Genomic DNA, 15970 nt, shown 5'->3' with positions numbered 1-15970 from the left:
CGACATGAGTGCAAAAGAAGTCCGCTTTGGCAACGATGCCCGTACCCGCATGGCCAAGGGTGTGAACACCCTCGCCAACGCCGTGAAGGTCACCCTCGGTCCGAAGGGCCGCAACGTGGTGCTCGACAAGGCCTTTGGCGCCCCGACCGTGACCAAGGACGGCGTGTCCGTGGCCAAGGAAATCGAGCTGGAAGACAAGTTCGAGAACATGGGCGCGCAACTGGTCAAGGAAGTCTCCTCGCAGACCTCCGACAGCGCCGGTGACGGCACCACCACCGCGACCGTGCTGGCCCAGTCCATCGTGCACGAAGGCATGAAGGCCGTGACCGCCGGCATGAACCCGATGGACCTGAAGCGGGGCATCGAGAAGGCCGTGACCTCCGCCACCGAGGAGATGAAGAAGCTCTCCAAGCCGTGCACCGAGCACAAGGCCGTGGCCCAGGTCGGTTCCATCTCCGCCAACTCCGACACCGCTGTGGGCGAGATCATCGCCGACGCGATGGACAAGGTTGGCAAGGAAGGCGTGATCACGGTCGAGGAAGGCTCCTCGCTGGAGAACGAACTGGATGTGGTCGAGGGCATGCAGTTCGACCGCGGCTACCTGTCCCCGTACTTCGTCAACAACCAGCAGAGCATGAGCGCCGAGCTGGATGATGCCTACATCCTGCTGGTCGACAAGAAGATCTCCAACATTCGCGAGCTGCTGCCGGTGCTGGAAGGCGTCGCCCAGAACAGCAAGCCGCTGCTGATCATCGCCGAGGACATCGAGGGCGAGGCCCTGGCCACGCTGGTGGTGAACTCCATGCGCGGTATCGTCAAGGTCGCCGCCGTGAAGGCGCCCGGCTTCGGTGACCGCCGCAAGGCCATGCTGCAGGACATCGCCGTTCTGACCGGTGGTCAGGTGATCTCCGAAGAGGTCGGTCTGTCGCTGGAGAAGGCCACGGTGGAAGACCTGGGCCGCGCCAAGAAGGTGCAAGTGTCCAAGGAAAACACCACTATCATCGACGGCATGGGCAACAACGACGACATCCAGGGTCGTGTCGGCCAGATCCGCAAGCAGATCGACGAAGCTACCTCCGACTACGACAAGGAAAAGCTGCAGGAACGCGTGGCCAAGCTGGCCGGCGGTGTTGCGGTGATCAAGGTCGGTGCGGCCACCGAGGTCGAGATGAAGGAGAAGAAGGCGCGCGTCGAGGACGCCCTGCACGCCACGCGTGCGGCCGTCGAGGAAGGCGTGGTGCCCGGCGGTGGTACCGCGCTGCTGCGGGCCTGCAACGCCATCCGCGAGCTCAAGACCGACAACGAGGAGCAGAACGCCGGCATCAACATCGCCCGCCGCGCGATGGAAGAGCCGCTGCGCCAGATCGTCTACAACACCGGTGACGAGCCGTCCGTGGTCCTCAACCAGGTGCTGGAAGGCGAGGGCAACTACGGCTACAACGCCGCAACCAGCGAGTTCGGCGACATGATCGAGATGGGAATCCTGGATCCGACCAAGGTGACCCGTTCGGCGCTGCAGAACGCGGCATCGGTCGCGGCCCTGATCATCACCACAGAGGCGATGGTGGCCGATCTGCCGAAGAGCGACGACAACGCCGGCGGTGGCGGCGGTGACGACATGGGCGCCATGGGTGGCATGGGCGGAATGGGAGGCATGGGCGGCATGATGTAATGCCGGCCCGGCCTCACCGGTCAGCCCTCGGGACCCCGCTTCGGCGGGGTCTTTTTGATGGAGGCGCCGTCAAAATGTCTCATGTACGGCACAGCGTTGTGACATCGAGACAGAATCCACGTTTGATCGCGTGCAAAACCGTGAATGGTGTGCCACTATCAAGGCGATGTGGAAGGTCCGGGCCGTGAGCCGTCCTTCCGTCCGGATAGGGCCGGGATCGGTGTGCAGGCGTCGCTTCCTGAATTCCCGCAATCCGTCGTCATCGTTTCTCCAAGGAGGCAAAGAATGAATCAGAAGCTTGTCAAGAACCTGCTGGCCGCCTCGGTGGCCTCACTCATGTTCGGCGCGGCCGGCCAGGCCGTGGCGGGCAGCCACTCCAACCCCGCCGCCAACGTCACCGACTCCTCCGGTGCCGTGGTCATCGACGGTTCCGGCGAGTGCGTGCGCACCTCGAGCTGGGCGCCCGAGTACGTGCGCCATTCGCAGTGCGCCGGCTACATCGAAGAAACCGCCGAAGCGCCCGAGCCGGATCCGGAACCCGCTCCGGCCCCGAGCCCCGAGCCGGAATTCGAAACCACGACCCTGAGCGCCGAAGTGCTGTTCGAATTCGACAGCGCCGAGCTGCGTTCCGAAGGCCGTTCCGAGCTGCGTGACCTGGTGGCCGACCTGACGGCCGAAGGTGCCTCGTACACCTCCGTGCTGGTCGAGGGTCACACCTGCACCATCGGCCCGGCCGATTACAACCAGGGCCTGTCCGAGCGTCGCGCGCAGAGCGTGGCGGACTTCCTCGCTTCCGAGGGCATCCGCGAGAGCGACATCGAGTCCATGGGTCATGGCGAAGACCGTCCCACCGCGGACAACTCCACCCGCGAAGGCCGCGAGGCCAACCGTCGCGTGGAAGTGACCTCCGACGTGGAGCGCCGGGTCGACTGATCCGGACCGCACCGTAGCGGAGACTCGAACCCCCGGTCGTGTTTTGCGACCGGGGGTTTTTTTGCTCCTGTGGCCGCGGTGTCAGCGCTCGTGGCGGTAGATGAGGTCGATCGCCTGGCCCTCGCTGCCCGAGGAGGTCTCCACGCTCAGCGAACGGGTCAGTTCATAGCGCAACAGTACCCGCGAGGTGTTGTCGAACAGCCCGACCGTATACCGCAGCAGCAGCCGTGGCGACAGGTAGAGCCCCAGGGTCAGCGCGCTCTGGTCGAGGCCGCCATCGGTGTCCAGCTCCACTTCGTCCAGGCCCAGCTCCGAGCCGATGCGCTGGGTGATCATCGCCCCCTGTTCCAGCCCCCAGCCGGCGGCCGCTGCAGCCAGCAGGTTGCCGTCGGATTCCGATGCCCCGGACAGCGGCCGGCCGGTCAGCAGGTAGGACAGGGCCTCGGTCTCGTCCATCGGCGGTTCGGAGAAGATTCGGCTGCGCAGGGCCTCCGGGGTGCCGCCGATCTCCAGGCCCACGGTCACGTTGTATTCGGGCACGCGGCGCACCGCGCGCAGGTCGAGATCGGGCGCCTCCGGCGGCCCCTGGAACAGCAGGATGCCGCGGTCGATCTGCAGGTCCTGGCCGTAGGAGGTGTATTCGCCTTCGGGGATACGGATCTCGCCGAACATCTGCGTCGGGCGCCCGGTGACCTGTTCCACGTCCACTTCGCCGGCAAAGCGGGCCGTCAGGCCGAAGCCGTCGAAGCGTACGTCATCGCCCAGATGCAGGCGCACGCGGATATCGATGGGAAACGCCGCCGTACGCTCCTCTTCCTCACCGACGATGACCTGGTCGCCCGATACCCGCACCGCGCCCGGCGGCAGGTCGGGCGGGCGCAGGCGGGCGCGCGGCACGCTGATGCCGCCACGGATCGCCAGGCCCTCGTCCGGGCGGAAGCGGATGCGCAGGGCCGGATCGATCAGGGCCTCGCCATCGGCGCGGTTGACCGCCAGGAAGTCTTCCCCGTCGACCCGCAGCAGGACCTGCGGGCCGTCCTCGCCGAGATCGGCGCGGCCGTCCAGGTCGATCCGGCCCTCGCCGGACTCCAGTGCCCCGCTGATCGTCATCTCGCGCGCGGACAGGACATCGGCGCGCAGCTCCGGGATCGCCACGTCGATGCCCGCCTCGGGGATCGTGACCCCGCCATCGTGGAAGCGCAGTCCGCCTTCCACCAGCGGGTCCTGCAGCGGCCCGTCCAGTCCCAGCGCCAGCTCGAACGCGCCGCGCAGGTTCTCGATCTCCGGGCTGGTGGCCGCGAGCCAGGCAAGATCCTCCAGCCGCGCCTCCAGGTCGCCCTGAATGCCCGTCACCCCGTCTTCCTCGCGCAGGGCGATGTCGGCCCGGGCCATGCCGTTGTCGAGGAAGTCCAGGCGCAGCGCGGCATCCACGTCCCGGTCGCGCACCCGGGCCGTCAGTCGGGTGTCCCGCCACGGGACCTCCTGCAGGAGGTCGTCGCCGTCGCGTACCTGCAAAACGCCATCGCTCGGGGTGACGGCGAGATCCGCATCCAGCCGGCCGTCGGCGTCCAGACGCCCGTCGGCCTCCGCATCCACGGTGCCCTGCAGGGCCAGTTCCGGGGGCAGCAGCGGTTGCAGCCAGGCCAGGTCGATGGCTCCCAGGCGGGTGGCGAAGCTCGCCTCCCCGGAGGGCTCCAGGCGGCCTTCGGCGCAGATCTCGCCGCCGTCGCGTTGCAGGCACAGCCGTTCCAGGCGCGCCGACTCGGGACCGCCTTCCACCGCCACCGGCCCCGCCAGTGACCAGCGTCCGGCGAGCGGCTGGTCGAGCGTGAGCTGCTGGATGCGACCCTTCCAGTGCAGCGCTTCGGTGTCCAGACCGCCATCCACGGCCAGCTCCAGCTGGCCGAATTCGGCGGCCTCCAGATCCAGCCGCGCCCGATGCTCGCCGGCGGTGCCATCGGCGCTCAGCCGCAGGCGTTCGATCAGGGTTTGCCCCGCGCTCGCGACCCCGTGCAGGTTCAGGTCGATCTCGGCCGGGGCGGTCTCCGCGAGCCCGGTGTTCGCCTCCAGTTCCAGCCGTTCCAGGGCGAAGTCCTCGTAACGCAGTTGCGCGCCGCGGCCGCGGGCGGTGATCCGCGGCGCCTCGCGTTCGCCATGCAGGCGGGCATCCAGCTCGAGTTCGCCACCCAGTCCCGGCATCAGGGCGTCCAGCCCGGGTGCCTGCAGCGCGAGGTCCAGGTCCAGGGTGTCGGCCACGCGCCCCGCGATCCGGGCCCGGTTGTCCCCCAGCCCGAGTACGAGCTCGCGGATGTCGAGGATCTCGTCTTCCAGGCGCAGTTCGCCGCTCCCGGACACCGGCTGCTCGCGCAGATGGCCGTCGAGCCGGCGGATGCGGGCCTCCACCGTCGGTCCGTCTTCCGGGTCCAGCCGGCCCGCGGTGTGCAGGTCCAGGGCAAGGCGCCCGGGGAAATCGGGGGCGGCCAGGCCGGGATCGAGCTCGCGCGCGCGCAGGTCGAGGTCCCAGTCCAGGCCGGCGCCGTAGCCCACCTCGCCGCTCAGGCCCAGGTGCGCTCCGGGGTCGCTGCGCAGGTTGAGCTCACGGATGCGGGCGCGCTGGGCGTCCAGCTCCACGCGGCCGTCGCCGCGCACCCCGACCCCCTGTGCGCTCGCCTCCAGCGCGGTCAGCGCCAGGCCGGCATCGAAATCGGCCTCGGCCGGTGCCAGGGCGCCGGTCAGGGCGAGCCGCAGGCGGTCCAGCCGGGCATCGGCATCGGGCCGGAACTGCGCCGCATCCACTCCCTCGAGGTCGAGGTCCAGGGCGAACGGCCAGCGGGTCTCGGGATCATCGGCCGCCGCCTGCAGCCCGTCCAGGTGCCCCTGCAGGCTCAGGCGGGCATCGCCCAGCGCGAAGCTTCCCCGCTCGAAGCGGGCGCGGCCTTCGGCCAGCAGCAGGTCCAGCTCGCCGGTCAGCGGCTGGTCTTCGAAATGGCCGTCCAGCTCGGTGAGGGTGACGGCGGCCTCCAGCGCGGCCAGCGGATTCTCAGCCGCCAGCGGCAGGCGTCCCCGGCTGCTCGCGCTCAGGCGCCGGATTCCGGCATCCAGCTCCGGCATGTCGTCCAGTGCCGTTTCCAGCGCCGCGAGGTCGAGCGCGTCGAGGTCCAGACCGAGGTCCCAGGTGAGGTCATCGGCGAACCCCGCGTCGCCCCTGACAGTGAGGTTCCCCGCCGCGGAGCGCAGAGCCAGGGTCTCCAGGCGGGCGGATTCCAGGTCGCCGTGCGCCGCGAGCAGCAGGTCCAGTGCGGGCCAGGGTTCCATGCGCGCGCCGGCGGTCAGATCCAGGTCCCATTCGTCCGGCGTGGCGCTGGCACGCAGCCGGCCGGCATCGATGGCCAGCCGGGTCTCGGGATCCGGCACCAGCTCGAAGGCTTCCCACGCATGCTCCAGCTCCAGCATCGGATCCGCGAGGGCGCGGTGGAGGGTCGCGCGGGTCTCCATCCGCGGGCCGGCCTCGACCACGTGGTCGAGGTGCAGGCTTTGCAGCAGTTCGCCCTCGAGCGTCAGCGAGCCCCGGGCGTCGTCACGCTCCAGCAGTTCGCTGGCTGCATCGGGGAGCCGCAGTAACCACCGGCCTCCGGCCTCCAGCGGATAGTCGCCGCGGGCCCGCAGCCGGGCATGCAGGCTCAGTTCGAGTTCCGGTTCCGGCAGGGCCAGGTCCAGGTGGTGGAGGTGGAAGCGGGTGCCGCGCGCGCTCAGTCGCGCCTGCATGCGTGTCATCGCAAACAGTTCCTCGCCGGCGCGCGTGACCCGGAAGTCGGTCAGATGCACCCGGTCGAGGTGGACGCCCAGCAGCGGGATCCGGATGCGGTCGGGCAGTTCCAGGGGCAGGGGGAGTTCCCCGGGTGCGTCCGCCTCGTCATCCGGTGTCTCGGGCAGATCCACCCGCACCCCGCGCGCACCGAGTTCGCCGAGGCGCAGATCGAAGGCGAGCAGTCCCGCCGGGTCCAGCGCCACCCGTGCCTCGTCGACCGCGATCGAGGGTCCTTCCGGCAGTTCGAGCGAGAGCCCGCGCACGGCGACCCCCCGGAACAGCGTACCCTCGACTTCCGCGATGCTCAGCTCTACCGGGGCGTGGCGTTCGGCCTGTTCGGCCAGCCAGCGCGTCCCGGATTCGCTGGACAGCAGGGCGGCGAGGCCGGCGAGCACGCCGAGCAGCAGGAGGACCAGTATGCCGGTCGCGCGGGCGCCGATGCGCAGCCAGCGGCTCAAAGGTCCGGCCCCATGGAAAAGTGAATGCGGAAGTCGTCGTCCGAATCCGGTCCGTGGGCCAGATCGAGACGGATCGGACCCACCGGCGAGCGCCAGCGCACGCCGATCCCGCCGCCGTAGACCGTGTCGAAGTCGGAGAAGTCGTCGAAGGCGTTGCCGGCGTCCACGAAGATCGCCGCGCTCCAGTCCCCGAACACCGGGATCTCGTATTCGGCACTGCCCACCAGGCGGTGTCGTCCGCCGATGATGTCGCCGTCGTCGTTCTTCGGCCCCAGTTTCTGGTAGCCATAGCCGCGGATGGAACCGTCGCCCCCGGCGAAGAAGCGCAGGGAACTGGGCAGTTCGCGCACCGAATCGACCTCGGTGAAGCCGACATCGGCGCGCAGCAGGGCGCGCCCCGGTCCCAGACCGCGGATGTAGCGGGCGTTGCCGCGCACCTGGGCGAAGCTGGTGGTGGAGAGGAGCTCCTCCGCGGCCCCCTGGACCGTGCCCTCCAGGCGGTAGCCCCGGCGCGGGGTCATCGGGTCGTCGGCCTCGGTGCGGCTCACGCGATACGACGGGATCAGCAGCTTCGAGGTGTCGGTCTGGTCGCCGACGGTGAAGTCCTCGTATTCGTAGCGCAGCATCTCCGTGGTCTGCCACCCGGAATCGCGTTGCAGCACCCGGCTGGTGCCCAGCTGGAAGCGGTCGTATTCCTGAGTGCCGGTGTCCTCGGTCCGCCACGAGGTGAACAGGTTCAGGCGTTCGCGCAGCGGGTCGCGCAGCGGGATCTCGTAATTGAAGGCCACGCCGGAACGTACCGGCGAGGCCTCCACCTCGCCGGTATAGCGATGTCCGCGCCGGTTGGCATAGCGGTTTTCCATGCCGAAGCGGGTGCGCGGGCCGATGTCGGTGGAATAGCCGATGCCGGCCTCGAAGGCCAGGCGGTTGCGCGGCTCCAGTTCGACCATCACCGGTACCCGGCGCTCCTCGGCCTCGTCACGCAGCGGGCGCACGCGCACCGATTCGAAATAGCCGCTGTTGTTGAGATTGCGCTGCAGTTCGATGATTCGTGCGGAGGCATAGGGCTCCCCGGGTTCGAACGGCAGCAGACGCTGCATGAAACGCCCGCGCAGGATGTCCTGTTCGATGGTGATCTCGCCGAGCTCATAGCGCGGCCCGGTGTCCATGTGCAGGCGGATGGCGGCCGTGCGTTCGTCGGTATCGACCTCCAGTCGGCGCAGCGTGAACTCGGCCTCGAAATAGCCGCGTTCGGCCGCGACCCGGGTAAAGCGTGCGCGCAGGGCGTCGTAACGGTCGTGGCGCAGCACGTCCCCGGTGGTGATCTGCGTCTGCATCAGGATGGTCTCGAACGCGGGATCCACGCGGCCCTCCCCGTCCACCTGCAGGTCCAGCCGTTCGACCGTGGTGGGCGGGCCGGGGTCGAAGGTCAGGTTCAGGGTCCAGCAGGGGTCCGCGTCGCGTTCCAGCGACAGTTCCAGCTCCGGATGGTAGTGGCCGATGGCGCGCAGGGCGTCGCGGGCGCGGCTTTCGGCGTCGCGCAGCACCCGGCTCTCGCGGAATTCGGGCAGCTCGCAGCGCTGGCGCGCAAGGTCGAGGGTTGCCTCGATGTTGTCGCGCTGTTCGGCGGTGCCGCCCTCCAGTACCAGGCGGGGCCGCTCGTCACCGGCTGCCGGGGAGGTAAGCAGGGGCAGGGCCCCGAGCAGGGCCGCGAGGAGGAGGCGGCGCAGCCGGACGAATGGCGGGATGAGAATCATCGATGACGGGTCACGCGATCACGGGGCAACGGCCGAATGTTGCCGACAGGTTCGGTCCATGTTTCTCCGAGTGACAAGGCGGGTCGCGGGTTCCGCTCCCCGGTGTTCAGCGGGAGGGGTCAGCCGCCGGGGCAGTCGACGCCACTTTCCCGCGAGAATACCACCAGATGGGAGAAATCCAGGCGCAGGCGGACATGCTCGCCGATCACGAAATTGTCGTGCGACGGTGCCATGCACTGCACGCTGAGGCCGTCGGGCAGGCGCAGGGTGTAGAGGAAATCCGCACCGCGGAAGGCCTTGTCCAGGACCTCGGTGCGGACCTCGCCGTTCTCGTTGTCGATGGCGATGTCGTCCGGGCGTACCAGCACGTCGACCGCGGTGCCGGGGGCGAGGTCCTCCGAAAGCGGGCCCTGCAGGTGGCCCAGGGCGGTGTCGACCTGATTGCCGGGTTCCACCATGCCGGGGATCAGGGTGCCTTCGCCGATGAAATCCGCGACGAAGCGGTTGGCCGGCCGGTGATAGAGGTTGTAGGCGCTGTCCAGCTGGGCGATGCGCCCCTCGTGGATGACGGCGATGCGGTCGGCGAAGGCGAACGCTTCGTTCTGATCGTGGGTTACCAGGATCGCCGTGGTGTTCTCCGCGCGCAGGATCTCGCGCACCTCGCGCGCCAGTTCGCCGCGCAGCTCGACGTCCATGCTGGAAAAGGGTTCGTCCAGAAGCAGCAGGCCCGGGCGTGGTGCTAGGGCACGGGCCAGGGCGACGCGCTGTTGCTGTCCCCCCGACAGCGCGTGTGGATAGCCTGGTTCATAGCCGATCAGGCCGACCAGCCGCAGGAGCTGTCGCACCCGTTCGTCCTGCTTCGCGCGGCTCCAGTGGCGGATGCCGAAGCGCAGGTTGTCGCCCACTGACAGGTGCGGGAACAGGGCAAAATCCTGGAACACCATGCCCACACCGCGCTTTTCCGGAGGCACGGTGAAACCGGGGTCGCTCATCGTTCGACCGTTCATGCGAACCTCACCGCGCATCACCGGCTCGAAGCCGGCGATCGCGCGCAGCAGGGTCGTCTTGCCGCAGCCCGAGGGCCCGAGGAGGCAGCCGATCTGGCCTTCGGGAAGCTGCAGTGACGCGTCGTGGACGACGGGCTGTCCGTCGTAGCCGATGTCGATGTGGTCGAGATCCAGAAGCGGTGTATGGGGTACCTGCATCAGCGGTCCTGTGCTTCGTCGGCGGACGGATTCATGGTGGCGCCGGCGGGCGCTGCCAGTGCTCGCGAACGTGGCCGGCGGCCGGGGTCCTCGGCAGGTTCGTCTGCCGGCGCGCCCTGGCCGGGGCGCGAGCGCCCGATGGTCGTCGACAGGAGGATAACCGGAACCAGCCCGACCAGCACGATGGCGAGCGCCGCGCTGGAGGACTCCCGCAGGCGCTCGTCCCCGGCCAGCTCGAAGGCCCGCACCGCCAGGGTGTTGAAGTCGAACGGACGCAGGATCAGCGTCGCCGGCAGTTCCTTGAGGACGTCGACGAACACCAGCAGCAGGGCGGTCAGCAGCGTGCCGCGCATGATCGGCATATGGACCCGCCACAGGGTCTTGACCGGGTGCAGCCCGAGCGAACGCGCGGCGTCATCCATGCTCGGCTGGATCTTGCCCAGGCCGGCCTCGACGGTCTGCAGCGACACCGCGAGGAAGCGCACGGCGTAGGCAAACAGCAGCGCGAACACCGTGCCGGACAGCAGCAGCCCGGTGCTGACGCCGAAGGTGTCGCGCATGAAACTGTCCAGCGCGTTGTCGAAGGCCGCGAACGGGATCATGATGCCGATCGCGATCACCGTGCCCGGTACCGCGTAGCCCATGCCGGCGATGCGGACCGCCACGTGGGTGATCCGCCCCCCCTCCATGCGCTGGGCGTAGGCGAGCACGAGGGCCAGCGCGACCGCGATGATCGCGGCGGCGATGGCCAGCCAGAAGGTGTTGAACACCAGTCCGGCGAAACGCGGATTCATCCACTGGTCGGTGGTCTGGAACGCCCAGATGGCCAGCTGCACCGTGGGGATCAGGAAGCCGAACAGAACCGGCAGCAGGCAGGCGAGGAAGGCGCCGGAGGCCTTCCAGCCGCGCAGGCGGTAGCGCGGCAGCGTGGAATAGCGGCGACTGGTGTGGTGGAAGCGGGCCTTTGCGCGCGACCAGCGCTCCAGCAGGATCAGCACGAACACGAAGCTCAGCAGCACGGCCGCCAGCTGGGCGGCTGCGGCCGGGTCGCCGAGCCCGTACCAGGTGCGGAAGATGCCCGTGGTGAACGTGCTGACACCGAAATAGGCCACAGTGCCGTAGTCGGCCAGCACCTCCATCAGCGCCAGGGTCAGCCCGGCGATGATCGCAGGGCGGGCCAGCGGCAGGGCGACCCGCCGAAAGCCCTCCCAGGGGCCGGCGCCCAGCGTGCGCGAGACCTCCAGCACGCAGACCGACTGCTCCAGGAAGGCCGCCCGGCTGAGCAGGTAAACGTACGGGTAAAGCACCAGCAGCAGCATGACCATTGCGCCGCCCAGCGACCGGATCTCGGGGAACCAGTATTCGCCGTAGCCCAGCCCGGTCAGCTCGCGGATCAGCCCCTGCACCGGCCCGGAAAAGTCGAGCATGCCGGTGTAGGTGTAGGCGATGATGTAGGCCGGCATCGCCAGCGGCAGCATCAGCGCCCACTGGAAGACCGAGCGGCCCGGAAACTCGCACATGCTGATCAGCCAGGCCACCGGCACGCCGATCAGCAGTACGCCGATCCCCACCCCGACCAGCAGCACCAGGGAGTTGGTGACATAGTCGGCCAGCACCGTCTGGCGCAGGTGCTCCCAGACCTCCCCGGCGGGAATGAACACGTGTCCGAAGATCACCAGCACCGGCAGGGCGAGGACCAGCGCGGTGACCACCGCCACCAGCGACCACGGGCTGAGCGGCAGCCGCGGGCGGCGAAAGGCGGGCATGCGGGCCCCGGTGCTGGTGGTGGCTTGGGTCATGGAGTGCAAATAGTAAAGGTTCTTGTTTCGAATTCCATGGGTGGCCTCGCAGTTCGCGGGGAGTACGGCCTCTGCCGCGTTCCGGGGGGGACATGCAAGGCCCCGACCACGGGGTGGCCGGGGCGCTGCCGGGGTCTTCGGGGCAGGCGGGATCAGCGCCAGCCGCCGCGGTCCATGATGCGCACGGCCTCGGCGTTGTTTTCGCCCAGGATGTACAGCTCGATGTCGTCGGAGACGAAGTCGCCGAAACCGGCGAGGATGTCGCTGGTCGGAGCATCGTCACGGATCGGGTATTCCTGGTTGGCTTCGGCGTACCACTCCTGGGCCGATTCCGATGTCAGGTACTCGATCAGCCGCACTGCGTTCTCCTGGTTGGGCGCGTGGGCGGTGACCCCGGCGCCGGAGATGTTCACGTGGGTGCCGCGGTCGTCCTGATTGGGCCAGAAGACCCCGATCTGTTCGGCCACTTCGCGATCACGCCCTTCGCCTTCCAGCATCATGCCGAGGTAGTAGGTGTTGGCGATGGCGATGTCGCACACGCCGTCGGCCACCGCGCGGATCTGGTCGCGGTCACCACCCTGCGGGCGCCGGGCCATGTTGGCCACGATGCCTTCCACCCATTGCTGGGCGGCATCTTCGCCCTCGCTGGCGATCATGGAGGCGACCAGCGACTGGTTGTAGACATTGTCGGAAGAACGGATGCAGATCCGGCCTTCCCACTGCTCGTCGGTCAGGGCCTCGTAGGTCGACAGCTCGGACGGGTCGACCCGGTCGGTGTGGTACATGATGGGCCGGGCGCGCATGGACAGGCCGAACCACTCGCCATCCGGGTCGCGGTAGCGCTCGGGGACGTTGTTCTCGAGGGTTTCGCTCTCGATGCCCTGGAGAACCCCGGCCGCGTGAGCCTGGTGCAGACGTCCGGCGTCCGTGGTGATGAATACGTCGGCGGGCGAATTGCGGCCTTCCTGCCGCAGCCGCTGGAGCAGAGCGTCGGCACCCCCGGTCACCAGGTTGACCTCGATCCCGGTCTCGTCGGTGAAGTCTTCCAGCAACGGCTGGATGAGCTGTTCCTGGCGTGCGGAATAGAGGTTGACCTCTCCGGCGCCCGCGGCGCCGTTATCGGCGTCGGGGCCACAGCCAGCAAGCGGCAGAGTGACGGCCACCGTGGCGGCGGCACCGATGATCCAGTTCAGGGGGCGGGTCTGCATGGCCGTTGGTCCTCAGACGGTTGGTTTTTGTAGTTGATTCGCCATAAAAGCGAGAACGATTGTTATTTGTATTATCTTCCGTGGTCAAGTCCCATCATCCGGATTGTTTGTCGCGGCGGCCCGCCCCGGACGTGCACAACGATCGGTGTTTCCCTAATCTGAGACCCATGGACAAGCCACTGCCGCAGACCCCCGCCCCGCTGCCCGCCGCGCTGGAGGACGAGATCCGGCGCCTGTGGGAGGAAATGGAACCCGCGCAGGGCGGGCCACCGCCGGACTCGCTCCCCGCCGAGCACCGGCCGCTGGCCTTCAGCCATTACCTGGTGCAGACGGTGCGGCGCCATCCCGCGTATCTGCTCGAGGCGCTGGACGACGGGGGGCACATGCCCGCCTGTAACGACGCGGACTTTCATGCAGTCCTGCAGGCCCGGGTGGACGCCGCGGAGGACGAGGACGGCCTGCGTCGGGCGCTGCGCGAGACGCGCCATCGCGAGCTGCTGCGGATTGGCTGGCGCGACCTGGCCGGCGCGGCGGACCTGGAAGAAGTCATGCACGATCTCAGCCGCCTGGCGGATGGCCTGATCGGCGCGGCGCTGGGATGGCTGGATACGCGTTACCGCGAGCGCCACGGCCAGCCGCGCAGCGCCGAGGACGGATCGCCGCAGTCGCTGGTGGTGCTGGGGCTGGGCAAGCTGGGTGGCGGCGAGCTGAATTTCTCCTCCGACATCGATCTGATCTTTGCCTTCGAGGAGAACGGTGAGACCGACGGCGCGAAGCCGCTGGACAACCCGACCTATTTCCAGCGCCTCGGCCGGGCGCTGATCGCGGTGCTGTCCGAGGTGACCGCGGACGGCTTCTGCTACCGGGTCGACATGCGCCTGCGGCCGTTCGGGGATACCGGCCCCCTGGCGATGCACTTCGACGCGATGGAGGATTACTACCAGGCCCATGGTCGGGAGTGGGAACGCTACGCGCTGATCAAGGCGCGGGTGATCGCCGGGGACGTCGAGGCCGGCGGGCGCCTGATGCGCCGGCTGCGCCCGTTCATCTATCGCCGTTACCTGGATTACGGCTCGCTGGCCAACCTGCGCCAGCTCAAGCAGATGATCAACGACGAGTCCGCGCGCAAGGGGCGGTTCGAGGACGTCAAGCACGGCGAGGGCGGGATCCGCGAGATCGAGTTCATCGGCCAGGCCTTCCAGTTGATCCGCGGGGGACGCGATCAGGCCCTGCAGCGGCGCGACCTGCTGGGCGTGCTGGCGGTGCTCGGGGAGCGCGAGCTGCTGCCCGATTACGTGGTGGAACAGCTGGAGCGCGGTTATCGTTTCCTGCGGCGGGTGGAGAACCGCCTGCAGATGCTCAACGACCAGCAGACCCATCGTCTGCCGCGCGAGGGCGATGACCGCGCGCGCCTGGCGCTGGCCATGGGGTTCGAGGACGAGGGCAGTTTCGAGGCCGCGCTGGTACGCGAACAGCACCGGGTCCATGCCCATTTCGATCAGGTCTTCGTTGCCCCGCAGCGGGCCGGCGAAGAAAGCATGGAGGACTCGCCGGAGGCCGATCGCGAACAGCAGATCCAGCGGCTGTGGATGGGCACGCTGAACGAGGACGAGGCCCGTGAGGCGCTGGCCGGACTCGGCTTCAACGATCCCGGATCGGCCTTCGCCGGCATCAATGATCTGCGCGAAAGCCCCGGGGTGCGGGCGATGAGCACCACCGGGCGTCAGCGTCTCGACCGGCTGATGCCGTTGCTGCTGGGGGCCATCGCCGAGCAGGACGCGCCCGACGATGTCCTGCCGCGGGCGCTGCAGCTGATTCGCACCATCGCGCGGCGCTCGGTGTATCTGTCGCTGCTGGTGGAAAACCCGCTGGCGCTGTCCCAGCTGGTGCGCCTGGTGGGCGCGAGTCCGTGGATCAGCGACCAGCTGACCCATCATCCCCTGCTGCTGGACGAACTGCTGGATCCGCGCGCGCTGTACGCTCCGCCGGACCGCGAGGGCCTGCAGGCGGAACTGGAGGACGAACTGGCCCGCTTCCCGGGGCAGGACCACGAGCAGATGCTGGACCGCCTGCGGCAGTTCAAGCAGGTGCAGACCCTGCGCGTGGCGGCGGCCGACATTACCGGGTTCCTGCCGCTGATGAAGGTCTCGGATCATCTGACCTGGCTGGCGGAGGTGCTGCTGGAACAGGTGCTGCACCTGGCCTGGGAGCACATGGTGCAGCGTTTCGGCGCGCCGCAGTGCGGCGAGGATGCCAGCGCCTGCCGTCCGGCGCGTTTCGCGGTCATCGGCTACGGCAAGCTGGGTGGCTTCGAGCTGGGCTACGGTTCGGATCTCGATGTGGTGTTCCTGCACGACAGCGATGACAGCGCCAGTGCGCGCACCGCCGGGCCGAAGGTGATCGACAACAGCGAGTTCTTTGCCCGGGTCGCCCAGCGGGTGGTGCATCTGCTGGGGGCGTTCACCGCCTCCGGGCGGCTGTACGAAGTAGACACGCGGCTGCGCCCCTCGGGTACGGCCGGTTTGCTGGTTTCCGGGCTGGAGGCGTTCCGTCGCTACCAGGACGAGTCGGCCTGGACCTGGGAACACCAGGCACTGGTGCGGGCGCGCTTCGTGGCCGGAGATCGGTTGCTCGGCGAGGACTTCGCCGCCCTGCGCCGGGAGGTTCTGACCCGTCCGCGCGATGCCGATGCCCTGCGCCGCGAGGTGGTGGAGATGCGCCAGCGCATGTTGACCGAGCACGCGTCGAAACCGGGCGATGGCTTCCACCTCAAGCGCGACCGTGGCGGTATCACCGATATCGAATTCATGGTTCAATACTGGGTTCTGGTTGCCGCGCACGAGTATCCGGCAGTGTGCGAATACCCGGACAAGATCCGCACCCTGGAGGCCCTGGGCGCCAGTGGCGTGATCGACGCCGGGTTCAGCAGCGAACTGGCCGATGCCTACCGCGATCTGCGCAACCGCATCCACCGTTTGACCCTTGCCGGGCGCGACGCCCGCGTGGAACAGCCGGATGCGGAGCTGGAGGCGGTGCGCGCGCGGGTGACGCGTGCCTGGGAGAGCGTATTCGGCGATGCCGATGTTGATGCTGCTTCCCGCGGCTGACCCGACGGAACAACACGAAACCG

The 15970-nt window shown here is 68.6% G+C and carries 8 protein-coding genes; 3 read left to right on the top strand and 5 right to left on the bottom strand.

The annotated features are described in order from the left end of the window. Positions 1–4: 4 nt before the first annotated feature. Positions 5–1672, top strand: coding sequence for a chaperonin GroEL (gene groL, locus G020_RS0100700; protein WP_024328266.1), 1668 nt, complete (start codon positions 5–7; stop codon positions 1670–1672). Between the two features lie 285 nt (positions 1673–1957). Further along, entirely contained in the window at positions 1958–2605 is a 648-nt protein-coding gene (locus G020_RS0100695; RefSeq protein ID WP_024328265.1) for an OmpA family protein, read from the top strand. Positions 2606–2686: 81 nt separating this feature from the next. Here G020_RS0100695 and G020_RS0100690 read toward each other — a convergent pair whose 3' ends face one another. The 5 genes from G020_RS0100690 to G020_RS0100670 form a co-directional block, all read right to left on the bottom strand. Continuing rightward, positions 2687–6871, bottom strand: a complete 4185-nt coding sequence (locus tag G020_RS0100690) for a translocation/assembly module TamB domain-containing protein (RefSeq protein ID WP_024328264.1) — start codon at positions 6869–6871, stop codon at positions 2687–2689. Beyond that, entirely contained in the window at positions 6868–8601 is a 1734-nt protein-coding gene (locus G020_RS0100685) for an autotransporter assembly complex family protein (RefSeq protein ID WP_024328263.1), read from the bottom strand. Before G020_RS0100685 ends, G020_RS0100690 begins: the two co-directional genes overlap by 4 nt. Positions 8602–8747: 146 nt before the next feature. After that, positions 8748–9833: an ABC transporter ATP-binding protein gene (locus tag G020_RS0100680; RefSeq protein WP_024328262.1), complete on the bottom strand. Its 1086-nt coding sequence runs from the start codon at positions 9831–9833 to the stop codon at positions 8748–8750. Then, on the bottom strand, positions 9833–11632 hold the full coding sequence (locus G020_RS0100675; RefSeq protein WP_024328261.1) for an iron ABC transporter permease: 1800 nt from the start codon (positions 11630–11632) through the stop codon (positions 9833–9835). The genes G020_RS0100680 and G020_RS0100675 overlap by 1 nt, the downstream gene beginning before the upstream one ends. Positions 11633–11784: 152 nt before the next feature. After that, complete coding sequence (locus tag G020_RS0100670) at positions 11785–12840, bottom strand: Fe(3+) ABC transporter substrate-binding protein (protein WP_024328260.1); 1056 nt, start codon at positions 12838–12840, stop codon at positions 11785–11787. Between the two features lie 167 nt (positions 12841–13007). On the opposite strand from G020_RS0100670, the gene glnE reads away from it, so the two are divergent. Next, complete coding sequence (glnE, locus tag G020_RS0100665; protein WP_024328259.1) at positions 13008–15947, top strand: bifunctional [glutamate--ammonia ligase]-adenylyl-L-tyrosine phosphorylase/[glutamate--ammonia-ligase] adenylyltransferase; 2940 nt, start codon at positions 13008–13010, stop codon at positions 15945–15947. Positions 15948–15970 lie beyond the last annotated feature (23 nt).

Source organism: Thioalkalivibrio sp. ALR17-21 (assembly GCF_000420185.1).
Classification (GTDB): Bacteria; Pseudomonadota; Gammaproteobacteria; order Ectothiorhodospirales; family Ectothiorhodospiraceae; genus Thioalkalivibrio; species Thioalkalivibrio halophilus.
This window is presented reverse-complemented; position numbering and strand designations above follow the sequence as displayed.

What these genes read in the sequence shown, in the direction of transcription:
- groL (WP_024328266.1), top strand. Translation starts at nt 5, where the DNA reads ATGAGTGCAAAAGAAGTCCGCTTTGGCAACGATGCCCGTACCCGCATG.
- G020_RS0100695 (WP_024328265.1), top strand. Translation starts at nt 1,958, where the DNA reads ATGAATCAGAAGCTTGTCAAGAACCTGCTGGCCGCCTCGGTGGCCTCA.
- G020_RS0100680 (WP_024328262.1), bottom strand. Translation starts at nt 9,833, where the DNA reads ATGCAGGTACCCCATACACCGCTTCTGGATCTCGACCACATCGACATC.
- G020_RS0100675 (WP_024328261.1), bottom strand. Translation starts at nt 11,632, where the DNA reads ATGACCCAAGCCACCACCAGCACCGGGGCCCGCATGCCCGCCTTTCGC.
- G020_RS0100670 (WP_024328260.1), bottom strand. Translation starts at nt 12,840, where the DNA reads ATGCAGACCCGCCCCCTGAACTGGATCATCGGTGCCGCCGCCACGGTG.
- glnE (WP_024328259.1), top strand. Translation starts at nt 13,008, where the DNA reads ATGGACAAGCCACTGCCGCAGACCCCCGCCCCGCTGCCCGCCGCGCTG.